At 60.9% G+C, this 21,122-nt stretch carries 22 protein-coding genes and 1 pseudogene; 20 read left to right on the top strand and 3 right to left on the bottom strand.

Annotated elements, in window-relative coordinates; all coding sequences use genetic code 11:
• Positions 1-158: 158 nt before the first annotated feature.
• The 9 genes from argS to AC1Q6D_RS25730 all read left to right on the top strand — a co-directional run bounded on the left by argS (position 159) and on the right by AC1Q6D_RS25730 (position 10,749).
• Positions 159-1,895, top strand: coding sequence for an arginine--tRNA ligase (gene argS, locus AC1Q6D_RS25770; protein ID WP_103404470.1), 1,737 nt, complete (start codon positions 159-161; stop codon positions 1,893-1,895).
• Between the two features lies 1 nt (position 1,896).
• Complete coding sequence (locus AC1Q6D_RS25765; protein WP_090465652.1) at positions 1,897-2,610, top strand: SPOR domain-containing protein; 714 nt, start codon at positions 1,897-1,899, stop codon at positions 2,608-2,610.
• Between the two features lie 276 nt (positions 2,611-2,886).
• Positions 2,887-3,417 (top strand): ATP-dependent protease subunit HslV, encoded by a 531-nt coding sequence (gene hslV / locus AC1Q6D_RS25760; RefSeq protein WP_103404469.1) that lies wholly within the window; start codon positions 2,887-2,889, stop codon positions 3,415-3,417.
• A 55-nt stretch (positions 3,418-3,472) separates the two neighbouring features.
• On the top strand, positions 3,473-4,810 hold the full coding sequence (gene hslU / locus AC1Q6D_RS25755; RefSeq protein ID WP_047536446.1) for an ATP-dependent protease ATPase subunit HslU: 1,338 nt from the start codon (positions 3,473-3,475) through the stop codon (positions 4,808-4,810).
• A 136-nt stretch (positions 4,811-4,946) separates the two neighbouring features.
• Positions 4,947-5,324: a gamma-butyrobetaine hydroxylase family protein gene (locus AC1Q6D_RS25750; RefSeq protein ID WP_103404468.1), complete on the top strand. Its 378-nt coding sequence runs from the start codon at positions 4,947-4,949 to the stop codon at positions 5,322-5,324.
• Between the two features lie 259 nt (positions 5,325-5,583).
• The gene (gene phaC / locus AC1Q6D_RS25745) at positions 5,584-7,263 is read left to right on the top strand and encodes a class II poly(R)-hydroxyalkanoic acid synthase (protein ID WP_103404467.1); all 1,680 of its coding nucleotides are present in this window, start codon (positions 5,584-5,586) and stop codon (positions 7,261-7,263) included.
• Between the two features lie 156 nt (positions 7,264-7,419).
• Positions 7,420-8,274 (top strand): poly(3-hydroxyalkanoate) depolymerase, encoded by an 855-nt coding sequence (gene phaZ, locus AC1Q6D_RS25740; protein WP_047536441.1) that lies wholly within the window; start codon positions 7,420-7,422, stop codon positions 8,272-8,274.
• Between the two features lie 112 nt (positions 8,275-8,386).
• A complete protein-coding gene (gene phaC / locus AC1Q6D_RS25735; RefSeq protein ID WP_103404466.1) occupies positions 8,387-10,069 on the top strand; it encodes a class II poly(R)-hydroxyalkanoic acid synthase in 1,683 nt (560 codons plus the stop codon).
• 59 nt (positions 10,070-10,128) lie between these two features.
• Positions 10,129-10,749: a TetR/AcrR family transcriptional regulator gene (locus AC1Q6D_RS25730; protein WP_103404465.1), complete on the top strand. Its 621-nt coding sequence runs from the start codon at positions 10,129-10,131 to the stop codon at positions 10,747-10,749.
• 192 nt (positions 10,750-10,941) lie between these two features.
• Here AC1Q6D_RS25730 and AC1Q6D_RS25725 read toward each other — a convergent pair whose 3' ends face one another.
• The 3 genes from AC1Q6D_RS25725 to AC1Q6D_RS25715 all read right to left on the bottom strand — a co-directional run bounded on the left by AC1Q6D_RS25725 (position 10,942) and on the right by AC1Q6D_RS25715 (position 12,693).
• Positions 10,942-11,796, bottom strand: a complete 855-nt coding sequence (locus AC1Q6D_RS25725) for a phasin family protein (protein WP_103404464.1) — start codon at positions 11,794-11,796, stop codon at positions 10,942-10,944.
• A 10-nt stretch (positions 11,797-11,806) separates the two neighbouring features.
• Positions 11,807-12,229: a phasin family protein gene (locus AC1Q6D_RS25720; RefSeq protein ID WP_047536435.1), complete on the bottom strand. Its 423-nt coding sequence runs from the start codon at positions 12,227-12,229 to the stop codon at positions 11,807-11,809.
• Between the two features lie 188 nt (positions 12,230-12,417).
• Complete coding sequence (locus tag AC1Q6D_RS25715; protein ID WP_047536433.1) at positions 12,418-12,693, bottom strand: polyhydroxyalkanoic acid system family protein; 276 nt, start codon at positions 12,691-12,693, stop codon at positions 12,418-12,420.
• A gap of 155 nt (positions 12,694-12,848) precedes the next feature.
• Between AC1Q6D_RS25715 and ubiE the strand changes: the two genes are divergently transcribed.
• From ubiE to AC1Q6D_RS25660, 11 genes and pseudogenes are all read left to right on the top strand, one after another.
• Positions 12,849-13,619: a bifunctional demethylmenaquinone methyltransferase/2-methoxy-6-polyprenyl-1,4-benzoquinol methylase UbiE gene (ubiE, locus tag AC1Q6D_RS25710; protein WP_007989286.1), complete on the top strand. Its 771-nt coding sequence runs from the start codon at positions 12,849-12,851 to the stop codon at positions 13,617-13,619.
• A complete protein-coding gene (locus tag AC1Q6D_RS25705) occupies positions 13,619-14,242 on the top strand; it encodes a ubiquinone biosynthesis accessory factor UbiJ (RefSeq protein ID WP_047536431.1) in 624 nt (207 codons plus the stop codon). The genes ubiE and AC1Q6D_RS25705 overlap by 1 nt, the downstream gene beginning before the upstream one ends.
• On the top strand, positions 14,239-15,843 hold the full coding sequence (gene ubiB / locus AC1Q6D_RS25700; protein ID WP_103404463.1) for a ubiquinone biosynthesis regulatory protein kinase UbiB: 1,605 nt from the start codon (positions 14,239-14,241) through the stop codon (positions 15,841-15,843). The genes AC1Q6D_RS25705 and ubiB overlap by 4 nt, the downstream gene beginning before the upstream one ends.
• 115 nt (positions 15,844-15,958) lie before the next feature.
• Positions 15,959-16,360: a phosphoribosyl-AMP cyclohydrolase gene (hisI, locus tag AC1Q6D_RS25695; RefSeq protein ID WP_103404462.1), complete on the top strand. Its 402-nt coding sequence runs from the start codon at positions 15,959-15,961 to the stop codon at positions 16,358-16,360.
• On the top strand, positions 16,353-16,685 hold the full coding sequence (locus AC1Q6D_RS25690) for a phosphoribosyl-ATP diphosphatase (RefSeq protein WP_027922119.1): 333 nt from the start codon (positions 16,353-16,355) through the stop codon (positions 16,683-16,685). Before hisI ends, AC1Q6D_RS25690 begins: the two co-directional genes overlap by 8 nt.
• A gap of 25 nt (positions 16,686-16,710) precedes the next feature.
• A complete protein-coding gene (locus tag AC1Q6D_RS25685) occupies positions 16,711-16,983 on the top strand; it encodes a twin-arginine translocase TatA/TatE family subunit (RefSeq protein WP_103404461.1) in 273 nt (90 codons plus the stop codon).
• A 10-nt stretch (positions 16,984-16,993) separates the two neighbouring features.
• Positions 16,994-17,437 carry a Sec-independent protein translocase protein TatB gene (gene tatB, locus AC1Q6D_RS25680; RefSeq protein ID WP_103404460.1) on the top strand — a complete coding sequence of 148 codons (444 nt, stop codon included), beginning with the start codon at positions 16,994-16,996 and terminating at the stop codon, positions 17,435-17,437.
• Positions 17,434-18,228, top strand: coding sequence for a twin-arginine translocase subunit TatC (gene tatC, locus AC1Q6D_RS25675; RefSeq protein WP_103404459.1), 795 nt, complete (start codon positions 17,434-17,436; stop codon positions 18,226-18,228). The genes tatB and tatC overlap by 4 nt, the downstream gene beginning before the upstream one ends.
• Complete coding sequence (locus AC1Q6D_RS25670) at positions 18,225-18,932, top strand: 16S rRNA (uracil(1498)-N(3))-methyltransferase (RefSeq protein WP_103404458.1); 708 nt, start codon at positions 18,225-18,227, stop codon at positions 18,930-18,932. Before tatC ends, AC1Q6D_RS25670 begins: the two co-directional genes overlap by 4 nt.
• Before the next feature lie 132 nt (positions 18,933-19,064).
• A pseudogene (locus AC1Q6D_RS25665) lies at positions 19,065-20,123 on the top strand (methyl-accepting chemotaxis protein); the annotation flags it as partial.
• On the top strand, positions 20,118-20,981 hold the full coding sequence (locus AC1Q6D_RS25660; RefSeq protein ID WP_371919911.1) for a methyl-accepting chemotaxis protein: 864 nt from the start codon (positions 20,118-20,120) through the stop codon (positions 20,979-20,981). The pseudogene AC1Q6D_RS25665 and the gene AC1Q6D_RS25660, both read left to right, overlap by 6 nt.
• The last annotated feature ends 141 nt before the right edge of the window (positions 20,982-21,122 follow it).

Raw genomic sequence — 21,122 nt, 5'->3', positions numbered from 1 at the left:
CCATCGCGAGCGAGCTTGCTCGCGATGGGGCCTTAATTGTCACCACACATCCACATCCTGCCTGCTAAGGTTGGCAAGCCCGTCTTCGCCACGGATAATGCCCAGTTTTTCCACCAGCGCACGATGCGCCGCCGCGCCAGCGGTCGAAAGAGAAGACCATGAAAGACACCATTCGCCAGCTGATCCAACAAGCCATCACCCAACTCGTCAACGAAGGTGTGTTGCCTGAAGGCCTGACGCCGGCGATCCAGGTGGAAAACTCTCGCGATAAGAAGAACGGCGACTTCGCCAGCAACATCGCCATGATGCTGGCCAAGCCTGCCGGCATGAAGCCGCGTGATCTGGCCGAGAAAATCATCGCCGCGCTGCCGGCTGACGAAAATGTCGCCAAGGCCGAAATCGCCGGCCCCGGCTTCCTCAACTTCTTCCAGAACACCGATGCCCTGGCGACCCGCCTGGACGCCGCCCTGGCCGACAAGCACATCGGCGTTCGCAAGGCCGGCCCGGTGCAACGCACGGTGGTTGACCTGTCGGCCCCGAACCTGGCCAAGGAAATGCACGTGGGCCACCTGCGCTCGACCATCATCGGCGACGGCGTGGCACGGGTGCTCGAGTTCCTCGGCGACGAAGTGATCCGTCAGAACCACGTTGGCGACTGGGGCACCCAGTTCGGCATGTTGATGGCTTATCTGCAGGAAAACCCGATCACCAGCGACGAACTGTCGGACCTGGAAAACTTCTACCGCGCCGCCAAGCAGCGCTTCGACGAATCCGAAGAGTTCGCCGATCGCGCCCGTGGCCTGGTGGTCAAGTTGCAGGCCGGTGACCCGGACTGCCTGGCGCTGTGGACCAAGTTCAAGGACATCTCGCTGTCCCACTGCCAGAAGATCTACGAACTGTTGAACGTCAAGCTGACCATGGCTGACGTGATGGGCGAAAGCGCCTACAACGACGACTTGATCAACGTGGTCAACGACCTCAAGGCCGCCGGCATGCTGGTCGAGAGCAATGGCGCCCAGTGCGTGTTCCTCGATGAATTCAAGAACGCCGACGGCGATCCGCTGCCGGTGATCATCGTCAAGGCCGATGGTGGCTACCTCTACGCCACCACCGACCTGGCCGCCGTGCGCTACCGCAGCGGCAAGCTCAAGGCCGACCGCGCGTTGTACTTCGTCGACCAGCGTCAGGCCCTGCACTTCCAGCAAGTGTTCGCCGTGGCGCGCAAGGCCGGCTTCGTGACCCACCCGATGGACATGGAGCACATGGGCTTCGGCACCATGAACGGCGCTGATGGCCGTCCGTTCAAGACCCGCGACGGCGGCACCGTGAAGCTGATCGATCTGCTGACCGAAGCCCAGGAACGCGCCTACACCCTGGTCAAGGACAAGAACCCGGAACTGGCCGAAGACGAGCTGCGCAACATCGCCAGGGTCGTGGGCATTGGCGCGGTGAAATACGCCGACCTGTCCAAGCACCGCACCAGCGACTACAGCTTCAACTTCGACCTGATGCTCAACTTCGAAGGCAACACCGCGCCGTACCTGCTGTACGCCTATACCCGTGTGGCCGGCGTGTTCCGCAAGCTCGGCAAGGATTTCAGCGAAGTCGACGGCCAGATCGTCCTCGAAGCGCCCCACGAACACGAACTGGCGGCAAAACTCGCGCAATTCGGCGAAGTGCTGAATAACGTGGCTGAAAAAGGCACGCCGCACATTCTCTGCACTTATCTGTATGACGTCGCCGGCCTGTTCTCCAGCTTCTACGAGAACTGCCCGATCCTCGCCGCCGATACCCCGGCGCAAATGCAGAGCCGCCTTCGCCTCGCCGCGCTGACCGGACGCACCCTCAAGCAAGGCCTGGAACTCTTGGGCCTGGAAACTCTGGAGCGTATGTAAGTTGGCTGCCAAGAAAAAACCTGCACCCAAGCGTGGCGCCAGCCGTTACCAAGCTCCAGCGAAGCAGCCGATTCCGGGTTGGTTGTGGATGGCCATCGGCCTGACGGTCGGCGCATTCATCGTATTCCTGATGAAGCTGGAGCCGGGCAAGGGCAGCGATACGGTCAAACGCGAGAAGGTGGAGCAACAACAGCAGAAAGCCACCAAGATCGCCGAGGCCAACAAGACCCCGCCGAGCCCGACGCAACCGGTGAAGCCGAAGTACGACTTCTACACCTTGCTGCCGGAATCGGAAGTCATCGTGCCGCCGGATGCCGTGCCGGAAAAAACCCTGCCGACGCCGCAAGTGCCGGCCGTTCCGACGACGCCGGTTACACCGGCGGAAGCGGCGAAGATCGACACCGCCCGCGCTCAGGCGGCGCTGTCCGGTATCACGCCGCCACCCGCGCCACCCGTCACCAAAGCCGCGCCGGTGACGAAGTTCTTCCTCCAGGCGGGTTCGTTCCGCAAGCAAACTGACGCCGACAAGGTTCGTGCGCAGATCATCCTGCTCGGCCAGGCGGTGGCGGTCGAATCCGGCACAGTGAAAGACGAGACCTGGTATCGGGTTCTGGTCGGACCGTTCAGCAACCGCGAACAACTGACCACCGCCCAGAAACAACTGGCCGGCGCCGGCTTCAGCAACCTGTTGTTACAACAGCGCCAGAGTCGATAACGCCCCTTGCGGCGAGGGAGCTTGCTCCCGCTGGAGTGCGGAGCACTCCCAAAACCAGCGTTTGCGGTCCATGAGGCAGACCGCAGGAACCGGGTTTGTGGCTGCTTCGCAGCCAAGCGGGAGCAAGCTCCCTCGCCACAACGGTGACAGCGGCACTCCATCACCATCGCAATGCACCACTCGTCCCCTCTCCCGTCCTACAGTTGAAATCCACTTCACCACCCCCATATGAGTGGGCATAAGGCATTTTCGCCCCGCTGCGTGGAGACTCTTCCCTTGACCACCATCGTTTCAGTTCGCCGCCACGGCAAAGTCGTCATGGGCGGCGACGGCCAGGTATCCCTTGGCAATACCGTGATGAAAGGCAACGCGAAAAAAGTTCGCCGCCTGTACCACGGGCAGGTCCTCGCCGGTTTTGCCGGTGCCACCGCTGACGCCTTTACCCTCTTCGAACGTTTCGAAGGCCAGCTTGAAAAGCATCAGGGCCACTTGGTTCGTGCTGCCGTAGAACTCGCCAAAGAATGGCGAACCGACCGCTCCCTGAGCCGCCTCGAAGCCATGCTCGCGGTCGCCAACAAAGACGCCTCTCTGATCATCACCGGCAACGGCGACGTAGTTGAGCCCGAGCAAGGCTTGATCGCCATGGGTTCCGGTGGCGGTTACGCCCAGGCTGCCGCCAGCGCACTGCTGAAGAAAACCGATCTGTCGGCCCGGGAAATCGTCGAGACCGCCCTGGGCATTGCCGGCGACATCTGTGTATTCACCAACCACACCCAGACCATTGAGGAGCAGGACTGCGCCGAATAAGTCCGCTCCGGCCATCGCGCCACGGCTCATTCTTGCTTGAGGTCCGCCAAATACTATGTCCATGACTCCCCGTGAAATCGTCCACGAACTCAATCGCCATATCATCGGCCAGGACGATGCCAAGCGCGCCGTCGCCATTGCCCTGCGCAATCGCTGGCGCCGGATGCAGCTGCCCGAAGAGCTGCGCGTTGAAGTCACCCCGAAAAACATTCTGATGATCGGCCCGACCGGTGTCGGTAAAACCGAAATCGCCCGTCGCCTGGCCAAACTGGCCAACGCACCGTTCATCAAGGTCGAAGCCACCAAGTTCACTGAAGTCGGCTACGTCGGCCGCGACGTCGAATCGATCATTCGTGACCTGGCCGATGCGGCGATCAAGCTGCTGCGCGAACAGGAAATCATCAAGGTTCGCCACCGCGCCGAAGACGCCGCTGAAGAGCGCATCCTCGACGCGCTGCTGCCGCCGCCGCGCATGGGCTTCAGCAACGACGATGCCCCAACCTCGGATTCCAACACCCGTCAGCTGTTCCGCAAGCGCCTGCGCGAAGGTCAGCTGGATGACAAGGAGATCGAAATCGAAGTCGCCGAAATCGCCGGTGTCGATATCTCCGCGCCACCGGGCATGGAAGAAATGACCAACCAGCTGCAGAGCCTATTCGCCAACATGGGCAAAGGCAAACGCAAGAGCCGCAAGCTCAAGGTCAAGGAAGCGCTGAAGATGGTGCGCGACGAAGAAGCCAGTCGCCTGGTCAACGATGAAGAATTGAAGGCCAAGGCACTGGAAGCGGTCGAGCAGCACGGTATCGTGTTCATCGACGAAATCGACAAGGTCGCCAAGCGCGGCAATGTCGGCGGCGCCGATGTGTCCCGCGAGGGTGTGCAACGCGACTTGCTGCCGCTGATCGAAGGTTGCACCGTCAACACCAAACTGGGCATGGTCAAGACCGACCACATTCTGTTCATCGCCTCGGGCGCTTTCCACCTGAGCAAGCCGAGCGATCTGGTACCCGAGCTGCAAGGTCGCCTGCCGATTCGTGTCGAACTGAAGGCGCTGTCGCCGGAAGACTTCGAACGCATCCTCAGCGAACCGCACGCTTCGCTCACCGAGCAATACTGTGCACTGCTGAAAACCGAAGGCCTGACCATCGAGTTCCAGCCAAGCGGCATCAAACGCATTGCGGAAATCGCCTGGCAGGTCAACGAGAAAACCGAAAACATCGGCGCCCGTCGTCTGCACACGCTGCTTGAGCGCCTGCTTGAAGAAGTGTCGTTCAGCGCCGGCGACCTGGCCAGCGCCCATGACGACAAGGCGATCCAGATCGACGCTGACTACGTCAACAGCCACCTCGGCGAATTGGCGCAGAACGAAGACCTGTCCCGTTATATCCTGTAAGCAACACTTGTAGGAGCGAGCCTGCTCGCGATGAACCTGAGAGCGACGCGTTTGTTCAGACACCACGCGCTATCGTTAACGTCCATCGCGAGCAAGCTCGCTCCTACAGGGTTCCATCCCTAACGGAACTCAGGTCATGACCCAACTCCCCACCGACATCAAACTGCACAAAGCCTCGAAAACCCTGACGCTCAAATACGCGACCGGCGAGGAATTCACCCTGCCCGCCGAATTCCTTCGCGTGCACTCTCCTTCCGCCGAAGTCCAGGGCCACGGCAAACCCATCCTGCAATTTGGCAAGATCAACGTAGGCCTGAGCAAGATAGAACCGGCCGGTCAGTACGCACTGAAATTGACCTTCGATGACGGCCACGACAGCGGCCTGTTCACCTGGGAATACCTCTATGAACTGGGGCGACGTCATGACGCACTCTGGGAGGATTATCTTGCCGAGCTCAAAGCCGCCGGAAAAACCCGCGACCCGAACGAATCCGTCGTCAAGCTGATGCTCTAGCCTGAGCCTCTTGCTCTTTAGAGGGCATTTTCTAATTTCATCTGTTTGAATGCTTGGCCGTAAGGTCAGTCATTGGCCTGCTTGCGAAAAAAATTAAACTCGGGTAACCAATGGAGCTGGCAAGTTCCCTGCAGTGTTCTCTGCGAAACAAAAGCAGCGATGCAGCACTAACGGTCACCCGAGCAGTAGTACCTGGCATTGGCTGTGTAACTGCACAGCAGGCCCCGGGTACTCGTCTCAGGACAATGGAGCGTCGTAGATGAGTAACAAGAATAACGATGACTTGAAGTATCAGGCCTCGGAAAACACCTTGGGACTGAATCCTGTCGTTGGACTGCGTGGAAAGGATCTACTGGCTTCTGCTCGAATGGTGCTCAGGCAGGCCATCAAACAACCGGTGCACAGCGCCAGGCATGTTGCGCACTTCGGCCTTGAACTCAAGAACGTGCTGTTCGGCAAATCCACCCTGCAACCGGGCAGCGATGACCGTCGCTTCGCCGATCCGGCCTGGAGCCAGAACCCCCTTTATAAACGCTATCTGCAAACCTACCTGGCGTGGCGCAAGGAACTCCACGACTGGATCGATGACAGCAAACTCTCGGCCAGTGACGCCGCTCGCGGGCACTTCGTGATCAACCTCATGACCGAAGCCATGGCCCCGACCAACACGGCGGCCAACCCGGCGGCCGTCAAACGCTTCTTCGAAACCGGCGGCAAGAGCCTGCTCGATGGTCTTTCGCATATGGCCAAGGACCTTGTGCACAACGGCGGCATGCCGAGCCAGGTCAACATGGGCGCGTTCGAGGTCGGCAAGAGCCTCGGCGTGACCGACGGTGCAGTGGTCTTTCGCAACGATGTGCTGGAGCTGATCCAGTACAAGCCGATTACCGAGCAAGTCCACGAGCGTCCATTGCTGGTGGTGCCGCCACAGATCAACAAGTTCTACGTTTTCGACCTGAGCCCGGACAAGAGCCTGGCGCGGTTTTGCCTGCGCAATAATGTGCAGACCTTCATCGTCAGCTGGCGCAACCCGACCAAGGAGCAGCGCGAGTGGGGTCTGTCGACCTACATCGAGGCGCTCAAGGAAGCGGTCGACGTGGTCACCGCCATCACCGGCAGCAAAGATGTGAACATGCTCGGCGCCTGCTCCGGTGGTATCACCTGCACCGCCCTGCTGGGCCACTACGCTGCGATCGGCGAGAACAAGGTCAACGCCCTCACCCTGCTGGTCAGCGTGCTCGATACCACGCTGGACAGCGATGTCGCCCTGTTCGTCGACGAGCAGACCCTCGAAGCCGCCAAGCGCCACTCCTACCAGGCCGGCGTTCTGGAAGGCCGCGACATGGCGAAAGTCTTTGCGTGGATGCGTCCCAACGACCTGATCTGGAACTACTGGGTCAACAACTACCTGCTCGGCAACGAACCGCCGGTGTTCGACATCCTGTTCTGGAACAACGACACCACCCGATTGCCCGCCGCGTTCCATGGCGACCTGATCGAGATGTTCAAAAACAACCCGCTGATTCGCCCCAATGCACTGGAAGTGTGCGGCACGCCCATCGACCTGAAGCAGGTCACGGCCGACATCTTTTCCCTGGCCGGCACCAACGACCACATCACCCCGTGGAAGTCCTGCTACAAGTCGGCGCAACTGTTCGGCGGCAATGTCGAGTTCGTGCTGTCCAGCAGCGGGCATATCCAGAGCATCCTGAACCCGCCGGGCAATCCGAAATCCCGTTACATGACCAGCACCGAAATGGCCGCCAATGCCGAGGAGTGGCAAGAGAACTCCACCAAGCACACCGACTCCTGGTGGTTGCACTGGCAGGCCTGGCAGGCCCAGCGTTCGGGCGAACTGAAAAAGGCCCCGGCGAAACTGGGCAACAAGGCTTATCCGGCAGGCGAGACTGCGCCAGGCACTTACGTACACGAGCGGTAACTGACACACCCCGCTCCCCTGTAGGAGCAAGCTCGCTCGCGACGGACGTTAACGATGACGCGGGGCACTTGAACGACCGCGTTGCCCGGACATTCTTCGCGAGCAGGCTCGCTCCTGCAGGGGGGCGGGGATGAATTCATAAACAGGGCCAGAAGCATGCCGCAACCGTTCATATTTCGTACCGTCGACCTGGATGGCCAGACCCTCCGCACGGCGGTACGCCCCGGCAAGCCTCACTTGACGCCCTTGCTGATTTTCAACGGCATCGGCGCCAACCTGGAGCTGGTGTTTCCGTTCGTCGCGGCACTGGACCCGGACCTGGAAGTCATCGCTTTCGACGTGCCCGGTGTCGGTGGCTCTTCGACGCCGAATCGACCGTATCGCTTTCCGGGCCTGGCCAAACTGACGGCACGCATGCTCGACTACCTCGACTACGGGCAGGTCAACGTCATCGGCGTGTCCTGGGGCGGCGCCCTTGCCCAGCAGTTCGCCTACGACTATCCGGAGCGCTGCAAGAAACTGGTGCTGGCCGCCACTGCGGCCGGCGCGGTGATGGTGCCGGGCAAGCCGAAAGTGCTGTGGATGATGGCCAGTCCGAGGCGCTACATCCAGCCGTCGCACGTGATTCGCATTGCACCGATGATCTACGGCGGCTCATTTCGCCGCGACCCGACACTGGCCGCGAGCCACGCGGCAAAAGTGCGTTCGGCAGGCAAGCTCGGTTACTACTGGCAACTGTTTGCCGGCCTCGGCTGGACCAGCATCCACTGGCTGCACAAGATCCATCAGCCGACCCTGGTACTGGCGGGCGATGACGATCCGTTGATCCCGCTGATCAACATGCGCTTGCTGGCCTGGCGGATTCCCAATGCCCAGCTGCACATCATCGATGACGGCCATCTGTTTTTGATCACGCGAGCCGAAGCGGTGGCGCCGATCATCATGAAATTCCTCGAAGAAGAACGACAACGCGCCGTGATGCATCCGCACCCGGCGCCATTGGGCGGTTAGCGGCTCATTGACGGGCGGCAGGACGCCGCGCCGCGCAACAACCCGAAACAGCGTCTATGGTGTTCAGGTTCGGTTGTGTGTTTTTGGCCTGAAGACGAAGGAGTGTTGACTCATGCGTGACAAACCAGCGCGGGACACTTTGCCCACTCCCGCCGCGTTCATCAACGCACAGAGTGCGATTACCGGCCTGCGCGGTCGGGATCTGATTTCGACCCTGCGCAGCGTTGCCGCCCATGGCCTGCGCAACCCGGTGCACAGCGCCCGGCACGCCCTGAAACTGGGCGGGCAGCTGGGCCGTGTGCTGCTCGGTGAGACCCTGCACCCGACCAATCCACAGGACAGCCGTTTCGCCGACCCGGCCTGGAGCCTCAACCCGTTTTACCGTCGCAGCTTGCAGGCCTACCTGGCCTGGCAAAAGCAGGTCAAGAGCTGGATCGACGAGAGCAACATGACCCCGGACGATCGTGCCCGCGCGCATTTCGCCTTCGCCCTGCTCAACGATGCCGTGTCACCGTCCAACAGCCTGCTCAATCCACTGGCAATCAAGGAACTCTTCAACTCCGGCGGCAACAGCCTGGTGCGCGGGATCGGTCACCTGGTGGATGACTTGCTGCACAACGACGGCCTGCCCCGGCAAGTCACCAAACAGGCTTTCGAAGTCGGCAAGACCGTCGCCACCACCACCGGCGCCGTGGTGTTTCGCAACGAGTTGCTGGAACTGATCCAGTACAAGCCGATGAGCGAAAAGCAGTATTCCAAGCCGCTGCTGGTGGTTCCGCCGCAAATCAACAAGTACTACATTTTCGACCTGAGCCCGCACAACAGCTTTGTCCAGTTCGCCCTCAAGAACAGCCTGCAAACCTTCGTGATCAGCTGGCGCAACCCGGATGTGCGTCACCGCGAATGGGGCCTGTCGACCTACGTCGAGGCGGTTGAGGAAGCCATGAATGTGTGCCGGGCGATCACCGGTGCCCGCGAGGTCAACCTGATGGGCGCCTGCGCCGGCGGGCTGACCATTGCTGCGTTGCAAGGTCACTTGCAAGCCAAACGGCAACTGCGCCGGGTCTCCAGCGCGACGTATCTGGTGAGCCTGCTCGACAGCCAGCTGGATTCGCCAGCGACCCTCTTCGCCGACGAACAGACCCTGGAAGCCGCCAAGCGTCGTTCCTACCAGAAAGGCGTGCTCGACGGTCGCGACATGGCCAAGGTGTTCGCCTGGATGCGCCCCAACGACTTGATCTGGAGCTATTTCGTCAACAACTACCTGTTGGGCAAAGAACCCCCGGCGTTCGACATCCTCTACTGGAACAACGACAACACGCGCTTGCCGGCGGCCCTGCATGGCGACCTGCTGGATTTTTTCAAGCACAACCCGCTCACCCACCCGGGTGGCCTGGAAGTGTGTGGCACGCCGATCGACTTGCAGAAGGTCACCGTCGACAGCTTCAGCGTGGCCGGTATCAATGACCACATCACACCGTGGGACGCGGTGTATCGCTCGACGCTGCTGCTCGGGGGTGATCGCCGCTTCGTGCTGTCCAACAGCGGACACGTGCAGAGCATTCTCAACCCGCCGAACAACCCGAAAGCCAACTACGTCGAGAACGGCAAACTGAGCAGTGACCCACGGGCCTGGTACTACGATGCCAAGCACGTCGATGGCAGCTGGTGGACCCCGTGGCTGAGCTGGATTCAGGAACGTTCGGGGGCGCTAAAGGAAACCCAGATGGCCCTCGGCAACCAGAACTATCCACCCATGGAGGCGGCGCCCGGTACTTACGTGCGCGTGCGCTGACACTCAACGACCCACGGCCGCGACCGGCCGTGGCATCACCCGATCAATAAGAAGACTGGATGAAAACCCGCGACCGCATCCTCGAATGTGCCCTGCAGTTGTTCAATCAGAAGGGCGAACCAAACGTCTCCACCATGGAAGTTGCCAACGAAATGGGCATCAGCCCCGGCAACCTCTACTACCACTTCCACGGCAAGGAGCCGCTGATTCTCGGGTTGTTCGAACGCTTCCAGAATGAGCTGGCCCCGCTGCTCGACCCGCCATCGGACGTTGAACTGGCACCGGAAGATTACTGGCTGTTCCTGCACCTGATCGTCGAACGCCTGGCCCACTACCGGTTTCTGTTCCAGGACCTGTCGAACCTGGCCGGCCGCCTGCCGAAGCTGGCCAAGGGCATCCGCAACCTGCTCAATGCACTCAAGCGCACGCTGGCGTCGTTACTGGCGCGATTGAAAGCCCAGGGGCAATTGGTCAGCGACACCCAGGCGCTGGGGCAACTGGTGGAGCAGATCACCATGACGCTGCTGTTCTCGCTGGACTATCAGCGGATTCTCGATCGCGAAGGTGAAGTGCGATTGGTGGTCTACCAGATCATGATGCTGGTGGCGCCGCATCTGCTGCCGCCCATCAAGGTGGCGACGGAGCGACTGGCGATGCAGTACCTGGAAGAGCACGATTAATGCTGATCACACCTATCCCTGTGGGAGCGAGCCTGCTCGCGATGGCGGTGTGTCAGTAGGCAATGTTTTTGAATGCGATGACCTCATCGCGAGCAGGGCTCGCTCCCACATCAGGTTTGTGGTGCTTTCAAAATGCTGCAAAAAAAACGCCCGACCTTGGCAGGCCGGGCGTTTTCTTGAGCCCTGAAAAAATCAGGACTGACTGGTTGGCGTCGAAGGTGCTGGCGCGGCAGTCGGGGTTACAGCAGGGGTCGGCGCGGTCGCGGAGTTCGACGAACTGACCGGTGCTGCCGGCGTTGCGGCAGCCACTGCTGGTTTTGGTGCGGCAGCTTTTGGAGCGGCCGGTTTTTTCACCGCTGGCTTCTTCGCAGCGGCAGGTTTTGCTGCTGGTTTGGCCGCTGCGGTTTTCGCTGCAGGCTTGGCGGCGGCAGGCTTGGCAGCAGGTTTAGCGGCGGCTTTTGCGGCAACCGGTTTAGCCGCTGGTTTGGCTGCAGCGGGTTTGGCAGCGGCCGTTTTCGCCGCTGGCTTGGCAGCAGGTTTAGCCGCCGCTTTAGCCAGTGGCTTGGCAGCGGTTTTGGCGGCTGGTTTAGCCGCTGGTTTGGCGGCCGCGGTTTTCGCCGCGACAGGCGCAACCTTGGCACCGGTGAGCTTTTCGATCTGCTTGGTCAGGGTATCGACCTTGCTGTGTAGTGCCTTGACTTCGTTGCGGCTCGGTACGCCCAGGCGCGAAATAGCGCTGTTCAGACGCTTGTCGAAAGCGCCTTCCAGCTCGTCCCACTTGCCCAGTGCACGATCTTTCACGCCGCTGATGCGCGACTTGGCCGAAGAAGCGGAGTCCTTGGCGGCGTCGACAGTTTTGCCAACCGCGCTCTTGGTCAACTTCTCGGCTTTTTCGCCGTCCTTAACCAATGCATCGAAGAGTTTGCTGCCGTCAGTGTCGATCTTCGAGTACACGCCTAAACCCGCCAGCCAGATTTTTCGGGAGTAGTCTTCGACTTTCCCGATCCACGAGCTGCCTTCTTTTTCAGTATTCTTTTTGCCAGCCATCCCGTTCTCCTTAAGATTTACGCGCGACGCGTTCGAGCAATGCCGTCAGCTCATCGAGCTTGGCAGAGAGTGTCTCAACGTCATGTTTAGACGGAATGCCGATACGATTCAAGGCACTTGCGACACGCGTGTCGAACGCCTTCTCCACTTTGTCGAGTTGAACTTCGACCTTGCCTTTGAAAGTGCGCACTTCGCCTTTTGCTTCATCGATCTCGGCATTCGCCGCTTCAAGCTTTTCAGTGACCGCTTTTTTGCCTTTCTTTTCAACAGTTTGACCAGCCTTGATCAACTCTTGAAAGTAGTCGCTGCCCTCTTGGCCAACCTTGGTGTAGGCACCCAGGCCTGCCAGCCAGATCTTGCGGGCATAGGATTTGACGTCGCTCAGGGCGGTGGTCGATGCGTCGATTTTTTTCTTCAAAATAACTTTGGCCATGGTGCACCTCACGCGCAAAAGGTTTGAGGAACTGCCCGTGAAAGTGTCGGGCTCTGGCACAAAGTAGGGAGAAAAATTAGAAACGGCACCCTAACAACTGACATAAACAGCAAGCAGAGCAAACACGAAACCTGTGGGAGCGGGCAAGCCCGCTCCCACAGAGACTTCATTTCATGGAAAGCACCTGATCAGGCCAAAGCTTTATCCAGCGCCTTTTCGATTTCCGATTTGATCATGCCGCTCATGGCCGACATCATCAGGCCCAGTTCCACATCGACCTTGATCGAATCGTCACTGACATGCACCGCGCCTTTCACACCCGAGCGCTTGAGGTTCAAGGTGTCGCCAGACCACTGCGGCTCCAGGCCATATTGATCGGACAGTTTCTGCGCCAGCTTGTTGGCCTTCTCGCGAGCCGCTTCCTTACCCAGGCCGTGGGCACGCTCAACACTAATATGGGCCATCGAATGACTCCTGCTTTATGAATGCTTGTTCGGTGAATCTTGACCACTGATGCGGCAAAACGTCCCGAGGGTGATCCATCTTACCTTCAGCCTTGCCAAGACAAAGCATCCCTTGGGGATTAGAATGTCGCGCATTCTATTTTGGTGACAGCGATATGACTGATCAGCGCAAAGGCAGCGATGCCGAACCCACCACTCACTTCGGCTTCAAAAACGTTCCGGAAAGCCAGAAAGCGGAAAAAGTCGCTGAGGTTTTCCATTCGGTAGCCGCCAAGTACGACTTGATGAACGACCTCCTGTCGGGCGGCATGCACCGCCTGTGGAAGCGTTTTGCGATCGAATTGTCGGGTGTACGCACAGGCAATCGCGTGCTGGACATCGCCGGCGGTACCGGCGACCTGACCCGCAAGTTCTCGCACCTCGTCGGCCCGACCGGCCAGGTCGTGTTGGCCGACATCAATGAGTCCATGCTCAAGGTCGGTCGTGACCGCCTGCTGGACCTCGGTGTGGCCGGCAACGTTGAATTCGTCCAGGCCGACGCGGAAAAACTGCCGTTCCCGGACAACCACTTCGACTGCGTGACCATCGCCTTCGGCCTGCGCAACGTCACGCACAAGGAAGATGCCCTGCGTTCGATGCTCCGCGTACTCAAGCCAGGCGGCCGCCTGCTGGTGCTGGAGTTCTCCAAGCCGACCAACGCGCTGATGTCCAAAGCCTACGACGCCTACTCGTTCGCCTTCATGCCGCTGATGGGCAAGCTGATCACCAACGATTCGGAAAGCTATCGCTACCTGGCCGAATCGATCCGCATGCACCCGAATCAGGAAACCCTGAAGTCGATGATGGTCGAGGCCGGTTTCGACCGCGTGACCTATCACAACATGACCGCGGGCATCGTCGCCCTGCACCGCGGCATCAAGCCCTGATGCTGCTCGCCGGCCTGCTCGCCAGCGTTGAACTCGGTCTGAACCGGGTGCTGCGCCTCGACAGCACGGCGCTGCCGCGGCTGGCACATTTGAGCGGCAGGGTGATTGCCGTCGATTGCCGCAGCCCGGCATTTCAAGTGTTCATCCTGCCCAGCGACGAAGGCCTGATGCTGGCTTCCCAGTGGGAAACCGGTGCCGACTGCACCTTGCGGGCCCCGGCCTCGAGCCTGCTGAAGCTGGCGATGAGCAAGGACAAGACGTCGGTGCTGCATGGGCCCGAGGTCGAGCTCGAGGGTGACAGCGGTGTACTGCTGGAGCTGGCGGCCATCCTTCAGGACCTGGAGCTGGACTGGGAGTACGAACTCTCGCGCTGGCTCGGCCCTGTCGCCACGCAACTGGTCGGTGGTCATCTGCGCAGCCGCGCCCGCTGGTATCAGCAAGGGTTCGCCAGCCTGGGCCAGAACCTTGGCGAATACCTGGCCGAAGAATCGCGTACCCTCGTCGGTCAGCGCGAAGCCGAAGCCCGATTCAGTGAACTGGACCAGATCAAGCTTGATCTGGAACGTCTCGAGGCGCGTTTCGAGCGCCTTTCCCGATCCCTCGACCCAAGCGATAACGCATGAAGCTGCTTGCCGTCCGCCGTTTGTTGCGCATCCAGCGCGTCGTGATCCGCTACCGCCTCGATGACCTGCTGTTCGCCCTGCCACTGCCCTGGTTCCTGCGGGCGCTGCGCTACGCCCTGCCGTGGCGCTGGTTCCCGCGCAAGACGCTGGACCTGAGCCGGGGCGCGCGACTGCGCCTGGCGATGCAGGACCTGGGGCCGATTTTCATCAAGTTCGGACAGATCCTGTCCACCCGCCGCGACTTGCTGCCCGAAGACATCGCCGATGAGCTGATGAAGCTGCAGGACCGCGTCCCGCCGTTCGATTCGCAGCTGTCGGTCAAGCTGATCGAAGAGCAGCTGGGCAAGAAAATCAGCGAAGTCTTCAGCCGTTTCGACGTCGAACCGCTGGCCTCGGCCTCAGTGGCGCAGGTGCACGCCGCGCAACTGAAAACCGGCGAAGAAGTCGTGGTCAAAGTGATTCGTCCAGGGCTGAAACCGGTGATCGCCCAGGATCTGGCGTGGCTGTTCATCCTCGCCCGCGCCGCCGAAAAACTCTCGGCCGACGCACGCCTGCTGCACCCGGTGGACGTGGTCAGCGACTACGAAAAAACCATCTACGACGAACTCGACCTGCTGCGCGAAGCCGCCAACGCCAGCCAGCTGAAGCGCAACTTCGACGGTTCGCCGTTGCTGTACGTGCCGCAGGTCTATTGGGACTGGTGCCGGCCGAAAGTGCTGGTGATGGAGCGCATCTATGGCATCCAGGTCACCGATCTGGCGACCCTGGCCGACCAGCGCACCGACATGAAGATGCTGGCCGAACGCGGCGTGGAGATTTTCTTCACCCAGGTGTTCCGCGACAGCTTCTTCCACGCCGACATGCACCCCGGCAACATCTTCGTCAGCACCGTGAACCCATGGAGTCCGCAGTACATTGCGATCGACTGCGGCATCGTCGGCAGCCTGACCCCGCAAGACCAGGATTACCTGGCCCGCAACCTGTTCGCGTTCTTCAAGCGTGACTACCGTCGCGTGGCGCAATTGCACATCGATTCGGGTTGGGTGCCGGCGGAAACCAAGCTCAACGAATTCGAAGCGGCGATCCGCACCGTGTGCGAGCCGATTTTCGAAAAACCGTTAAAAGATATTTCATTCGGCCAGGTGCTGATGCGCCTGTTCCAGACCGCACGGCGCTTCAACATGGAAGTGCAGCCGCAACTCGTACTGCTGCAAAAAACCCTGCTGAACATCGAAGGCCTGGGCCGTCAGCTGTATCCGGACCTCGACCTGTGGAACACCGCCCAGCCGTTCCTGGAGCGCTGGATGCGCGAGCGGGTCAGCCCCAAAGCCTTGCTCGGCAATGTACAGAGCCAGTTCGAGCAGATCCCGCACCTGGCCAACATGGCCCGCGACCTGCTCGAGCGCATGTCCCAACCCCATGCCAACGACCCGCCGCCACCGTGGCACCGTCGCCGGGACGACTGGTTCCTGCGCCTGCTCGGTACCGCGCATCTGGCCGGTGGCGCCCTTCTCGCCGCCGGTGGGCCGTTGAACCAGTTGGCGTATTGGCCGGCCGGCATCATGATGGCCGTCGGCTTGTATCTGGTCGTTCGTCGATAGCCGGATTGAGCTGCAAGCGATAAGCTTCAAGCTTCAAGCGATTCGTTAGCACGACGCAGATTGTTTTTTACTTGCAGCTTGCAGCTTAAAGCTCGCCGCTGCTCCGGGACGGAACATGAAAAACTGGCTGGACGAGATCAAATGGGACGCTGATGGCCTGGTGCCGGCGATTGCGCAGGATCACAAGACCGGGCGCGTCCTGATGATGGCCTGGATGAACCGTGAAGCACTGGCGTTGACCGCCGCCGAGAACCGCGCCATTTACTGGTCGCGCTCCCGTGGCAAGCTGTGGCGCAAGGGCGAAGAGTCCGGCCACGTGCAGACGCTGCACGAAATGCGCCTGGACTGCGACGCCGACGTGATCATCCTGATGGTCGAACAGATCGGCGACATTGCCTGCCATACCGGCCGCCAGAGCTGCTTCTATCGCGTCTTCGAGAACGGCGACTGGACAACCGTCGACCCGGTCCTGAAAGATCCCAATGCCATCTATTCCGCAGGACACAAACATGAGTGACACTCTGACCCGTCTGGCCGCTGTGCTGGAAGAGCGCAAAGGCGCCGCCGCCGATAGCTCGTATGTCGCCAGCCTGTACCACAAGGGCTTGAACAAGATTCTGGAAAAAGTCGGCGAAGAGTCGGTCGAAACCATCATTGCCGCCAAGGATGCCGCCATCAGCGGCGACTGCAGCGATGTGATCTATGAAACCGCCGATTTGTGGTTCCACAGCATGGTCATGCTCGCCCAATTGGGGCAGCATCCACAGGCTGTACTCGATGAACTGGACCGTCGCTTCGGTCTGTCCGGACACGCCGAGAAAGCCTCGCGCCCGTCCGCCTGAATAACGATTAGAGAGGAGCAGCAGCATGGGCATTTTTGACTGGAAACACTGGATCGTCATCCTGGTTGTCGTGGTACTGGTGTTCGGCACCAAGAAACTGAAAAACCTCGGCACCGACGTCGGCGAATCGATCAAAGGCTTCCGCAAAGCCATGAACGACGACGAAAAACCGGCCGATCCGACCGCGACGCCGGCCCAACCTGTTCCGCCCGCTCAACCACAGGCCTCTGTCAACCAGCCGCACACCATCGACGTGCAGGCGCAAAAAGTCGAAGAGCCGATCCGCAAAGACGTGTGAGCACTGACTAATGTTTGGTATCAGCTTCTCTGAACTGCTGCTCGTCGGCCTCGTCGCCCTGCTGGTGCTGGGGCCCGAGCGTCTGCCGGGCGCTGCGCGCACCGCTGGCCTGTGGGTCGGGCGTCTGAAGCGCAGCTTCAACGCGATCAAACAGGAAGTTGAACGTGAAATCGGTGCCGACGAAATTCGTCGGCAACTGCACAACGAGCACATCCTGTCGCTTGAGCAGGAGGCGCGGAAGATCTTCACGCCGACCCAGCAGGAGCCAACGCCGGTGGAGCATGTGGGCGAGCAGTCGATCCACACACCCTCGGCACCCACGCCAACGCCCGTTGTCGCGACAACCGAAGCAGCGCCCGTTGTGGCGGCACCTGCGGTTGAACCCGCTGCTCCAGCCGCCGCGCCTGTCGCGCCGGCTCCTCATGACCCCACACTGCCGCCGCGAGCCCCATGAGCGATCTTCCTGAAAACGACCAGCACATGCCGCTGGTTTCGCACCTCACCGAGTTGCGTACCCGCCTGCTGCGCTGCGTAGCGGCGATCTTCATCATCTTCGCCGGGTTGTTCGCCTTCACCCAGCAGATCTACACCTTCGTCTCGACGCCGCTGCGCGCCTATTTGCCAGCAGGCGCGACGATGATCGCCACCGATGTGTCGTCGCCATTCCTGACGCCGCTGAAACTGACGATGATGGTGTCACTGTTCCTGGCGATCCCGGTGATCCTGCACCAGATCTGGGGCTTCATCGCGCCGGGCCTGTACAAGCACGAGAAGCGCATCGCCGTGCCCTTGCTGATCTCCAGCATCATGCTGTTCTACACCGGCATGGCGTTCGCCTATTACCTGGTGTTCCCGCTGATCTTCAAATTCTTCGCCGCCGCCACGCCGGCCGGCGTGGAAATGATGACCGACATCACCAGCTACCTCGACTTCGTCATGACGCTGTTCTTCGCCTTCGGCGTCGCGTTCGAGATTCCGGTGGCCGTGGTGCTGCTGGTCTGGATCGGCGTGGTCGACGTCAAATACCTGAAGAAAATCCGCCCGTACGTGATCATCGGCTGCTTCGTGGTCGGCATGATCCTGACGCCGCCGGACATCTTCTCGCAGACCCTGCTGGCCGTACCGATGTGGCTGCTGTTCGAGATCGGCATCCTGTTTGGCAGCCTGGTCAGCAAGCGCGGCGAACATCCGGACGATCAGCCGGCTGACGATCACAACGACCAGCCGCCAGCGACCCAAGCGTGAACCTCCTGCTCCTTGAATCGGCCGACTTTATCGCGGCCGACCGGGTGATCTTGCGTGATCGCCGGTTGACCCACATGCAGGAAGTCCACCGCTGCGAAGTCGGCGACAGCATGCGTGTCGGGCGTATCGACGGGCTGATGGGTTCGGCCGAGGTGCTGCGCCTGGATGCCGATGAAGCGGAATTACGCGTCACCCTCGACCAGCCACCGCCGGCCAAGCTGCCATTGACCCTGGTGCTGGCCCTGCCACGGCCCAAGATGCTGCGCAGGGTGTTCCAGACCGTGGCAGCCATGGGTGTGCCACGAATCGTGCTGGTCAACAGCTATCGCGTCGAGAAGAGCTTCTGGCAGACCCCGTTCCTGGAACCTGAAGCGATTCGCGAGCAGTTGATCCTCGGCCTCGAGCAGGCCCGGGACAGCGTGCTGCCGCAAGTCGTCATCGAAAAACGCTTCAAGCCGTTCGTCGAAGATCGCCTGCCGGCCATCGTCGAAGGCACCCTTGGCCTCGTCGGCCATCCAGGCAATTACCCGCCCTGCCCGCGCGCACTGAGCGAACCGGTGACCCTGGCCATCGGTCCGGAGGGTGGCTGGATTCCTTACGAAATCGACTTGCTCGGCAAAGCCGGTTTGCAGCCGGTGCAATTGGGCGAGCGCATCCTGCGAGTCGAAACCGCTGTCACCGCCCTGCTGGCACGACTCTTCTAAACCTGACACTACCCCCCTGAGCAGGCTCGCCCACGGGCCTTTTATCTGCCACCCGTCGGGCGACGCCTACAGAACCCGGCTCGCCCGCCGATATACCTTCAAAATCAATATGTTGTTTGAGGGAGTTGCAGCATGTATCCATGGCTGGCCGATAAGCTGGGAAACGTAGGCGTTAATCGCAAATTGGGCATCGGCTTCGGTCTTGTCTTGATGCTGACGCTGCTGACCACTGTCACCGGCTGGACCGGCCTGAGCGACGTGACGAGCCGCGGCGATAAGCTGGCATTCATTTCCGAAATCAACGACCTGACCAAAGACCTGCGCGTTGCGCGCCTTAACTATGAAATGCAGCATGGCGAACAAGGCACGGGCGCCGTCAACGAGCAGTTGGTCAAGCTCGACACCAGCCTGCAATCCGCCCGCAAGATGATCGATCAACCTGCCGACGCGGCCATGATCGAACAGCAACTGGCCGCCGTCGGCCAGTACAAGCAAGCCTTCGCCGCCATGATCCAGGCCGGTACCAGTCGTGAAGACGCCCGCAGCAAACTCGGCGCCACGGCAGACAACGCGGCGGCTCGCGTGGCCGAAGTGGAAAAATCGATGCTGCAGGGCGACAGCCTCAGCGCCTTCAACAGCGTGATCAACCTGAGCAAACTGCTTCAGCAAGCACGCTTCCAGGTTCGCGGCTACACCTACAGCGGCAAGACCGAGGCCGAGCAGCCCGCACTGGATGCCATTGACAACACGCTGAAGTACCTCGAAAACCTGCCATCCACACTGCCGGAACAACACACCGCCAATCTGCAGCAGGCCGCCGAATCCCTCAAAGCCTACCGCGCGGCGGTCAGCCAGTTCCGTGATGCCCAGGTCGCCAGCGTCGACGCGCTCCAACGCATGGCGGCGCAAGGTCAGATCCTGATCGACGTCAGCAAGAAGCTCACGATTTCGCAAACGATCGTGCGTGACACCGATGTCGCCCACGCCAAGAACACGCTGCTGTTGGCCACCGCCCTGGCGCTCGCCTTTGGCCTGTTTGCCGCGTGGTCGATCACCCGGCAGATCGTGATCCCGCTGGGTCAGACCCTCAAAGTGGCCGAGCGCATCGCTGCCGGCGACCTGACTCACAACCTGACCTCCAAACGCCAGGACGAATTGGGCCAGTTGCAACGTGCCATTCAGAGCATGACCCTGGGCCTGCGCGAACTGATCGGCGGCATCAGTGATGGTGTCACGCAAATCGCCAGCGCCGCCGAACAGTTGTCGGCGGTCACCGAGCAGACCAGCGCCGGGGTCAACAGCCAGAAAGTCGAAACCGACCAGGTGGCGACCGCCATGAATGAAATGACCGCCACGGTGCAGGAAGTCGCGCGCAACGCCGAAGAGGCCTCCGAGGCCGCCGTCGCGGCCGACCAGCAGGCCCGTGAAGGCGACAAGGTGGTGGCTGAAGCGATCGCACAGATCGAGCGCCTGGCCCTGGAAGTGGGTCACTCCACCGAGGCCATGGGCGAGCTCAAGTGTGAAAGCGACAAGATCGGCAGCGTCCTCGACGTGATCAAGTCCGTGGCCCAGCAAACCAACCTGCTGGCGCTGAACGCGGCGATCGAAGCGGCGCGCGCGGGTGAGGCCGGGCGCGGTTTTGCCGTGGTCGCCGACGAAGTCCGCAGCCTGGCCCAGCGCACCCAGAAATCCACCGAAGAGATCGAAGAACTGATCGTCGGCCTGCAGAGCGGCACCCAGCAAGTGGCGACCATCATGGACAACAGCCGCAGCCTGACCGACAGCAGCGTCGAACTGACCCGCCGCGCCGGTGGCTCACTGGAAAGCATCACCCGCACCGTGTCGGCGATCCAGGCGATGAACCAGCAGATTGCCGCCGCTGCCGAGCAACAAAGCGCCGTGGCGGAAGAGATCAACCGCAGCGTGCTGAACGTGAGGGATGTGTCGGATCAGACGTCAGCGGCGAGCGAAGAAACGGCGGCGTCCAGCGCTGAGCTGGCGCGGCTGGGGACTCATCTGCAGATGCTGGTGGGGCGGTTCAGGGTTTGAGGTGATTCATTTGCCTCGGCTCGCTTAGAACCGAGGTGATGCAATCGCCAGCAGGCTGGCTCCCACAGTGGATTTTTGGTGTCCACACCAAACCCTGTGGGAGCTAGCCTGCTAGCGATTAGCGGCCCCCAGGCCGTTGCT

Source organism: Pseudomonas sp. MT92, assembly GCF_058792515.1.
Note: the sequence above shows the minus strand (reverse complement) of the source record. Positions and strands in the feature narration are given on the sequence as shown.

Coding starts and splice junctions, on each gene's coding strand:
- argS (WP_103404470.1), top strand. CDS start 159: ATGAAAGACACCATTCGCCAGCTGATCCAACAAGCCATCACCCAACTC.
- hslU (WP_047536446.1), top strand. CDS start 3,473: ATGTCCATGACTCCCCGTGAAATCGTCCACGAACTCAATCGCCATATC.
- AC1Q6D_RS25750 (WP_103404468.1), top strand. CDS start 4,947: ATGACCCAACTCCCCACCGACATCAAACTGCACAAAGCCTCGAAAACC.
- phaC (WP_103404467.1), top strand. CDS start 5,584: ATGAGTAACAAGAATAACGATGACTTGAAGTATCAGGCCTCGGAAAAC.
- phaZ (WP_047536441.1), top strand. CDS start 7,420: ATGCCGCAACCGTTCATATTTCGTACCGTCGACCTGGATGGCCAGACC.
- phaC (WP_103404466.1), top strand. CDS start 8,387: ATGCGTGACAAACCAGCGCGGGACACTTTGCCCACTCCCGCCGCGTTC.
- AC1Q6D_RS25730 (WP_103404465.1), top strand. CDS start 10,129: ATGAAAACCCGCGACCGCATCCTCGAATGTGCCCTGCAGTTGTTCAAT.
- AC1Q6D_RS25725 (WP_103404464.1), bottom strand. CDS start 11,796: ATGGCTGGCAAAAAGAATACTGAAAAAGAAGGCAGCTCGTGGATCGGG.
- AC1Q6D_RS25720 (WP_047536435.1), bottom strand. CDS start 12,229: ATGGCCAAAGTTATTTTGAAGAAAAAAATCGACGCATCGACCACCGCC.
- AC1Q6D_RS25715 (WP_047536433.1), bottom strand. CDS start 12,693: ATGGCCCATATTAGTGTTGAGCGTGCCCACGGCCTGGGTAAGGAAGCG.
- ubiE (WP_007989286.1), top strand. CDS start 12,849: ATGACTGATCAGCGCAAAGGCAGCGATGCCGAACCCACCACTCACTTC.
- AC1Q6D_RS25705 (WP_047536431.1), top strand. CDS start 13,619: ATGCTGCTCGCCGGCCTGCTCGCCAGCGTTGAACTCGGTCTGAACCGG.
- ubiB (WP_103404463.1), top strand. CDS start 14,239: ATGAAGCTGCTTGCCGTCCGCCGTTTGTTGCGCATCCAGCGCGTCGTG.
- hisI (WP_103404462.1), top strand. CDS start 15,959: ATGAAAAACTGGCTGGACGAGATCAAATGGGACGCTGATGGCCTGGTG.
- AC1Q6D_RS25690 (WP_027922119.1), top strand. CDS start 16,353: ATGAGTGACACTCTGACCCGTCTGGCCGCTGTGCTGGAAGAGCGCAAA.
- AC1Q6D_RS25685 (WP_103404461.1), top strand. CDS start 16,711: ATGGGCATTTTTGACTGGAAACACTGGATCGTCATCCTGGTTGTCGTG.
- tatB (WP_103404460.1), top strand. CDS start 16,994: ATGTTTGGTATCAGCTTCTCTGAACTGCTGCTCGTCGGCCTCGTCGCC.
- tatC (WP_103404459.1), top strand. CDS start 17,434: ATGAGCGATCTTCCTGAAAACGACCAGCACATGCCGCTGGTTTCGCAC.
- AC1Q6D_RS25660 (WP_371919911.1), top strand. CDS start 20,118: ATGACCCTGGGCCTGCGCGAACTGATCGGCGGCATCAGTGATGGTGTC.